Below are 520 nucleotides of genomic sequence, written 5' to 3' on the forward strand. Positions count from 1 at the left end.
ATGGTGAGCCTGCCAGCCAGCAGGCCAACCGGCGCAATGGGGCGACGCGCAAAGTGTTGAAGGGCAACGACGGCGCGGTGCCGATTGATATCCCACGTGACCGCGAAGGCAGTTTCGAACCTGAGCTGATCCAGAAGGGCCAAACCCGGATCGACGGGATGGATGACAAGATCATCGGGCTTTATGCTGCGGGTTTGTCGACCCGCGATATCCGCGCCCACCTTGAAGAGGTTTATGGCCTGAAGGTTTCCGCCGACCTGGTCAGTCGCGTCACCGATGCGGTTCTGGAGGAGGTTTCAGATTGGCAAAACCGTGCTTTGGAACCAGTTTATCCTATCGTTTTTCTCGACGCTCTCAGGGTCAAAATCCGCGACGCTGAAAGTCGCCAGGTTAAAAACAAGGCCGTCTACGTGGCCCTGGGGGTCACTGCGGAGGGTGAACGCGAGGTTCTGGGCCTGTGGATCGCGGCCAACGAGGGGGCCAAATTCTGGCTGTCGATCATGAACAACCTGTGCAATCG

Annotated in this window: 1 protein-coding gene; it reads left to right on the plus strand. The window is 58.3% G+C overall.

All coding sequences use genetic code 11. The annotated features are described in order from the left end of the window. The coding region (locus tag FAP39_RS17405; protein WP_171006921.1) for an IS256 family transposase at positions 1–520 on the plus strand (520 nt) is incomplete at both ends.

This window comes from Shimia litoralis (assembly GCF_005518135.1).
Classification (GTDB): domain Bacteria; phylum Pseudomonadota; class Alphaproteobacteria; order Rhodobacterales; family Rhodobacteraceae; genus Shimia_E; species Shimia_E litoralis.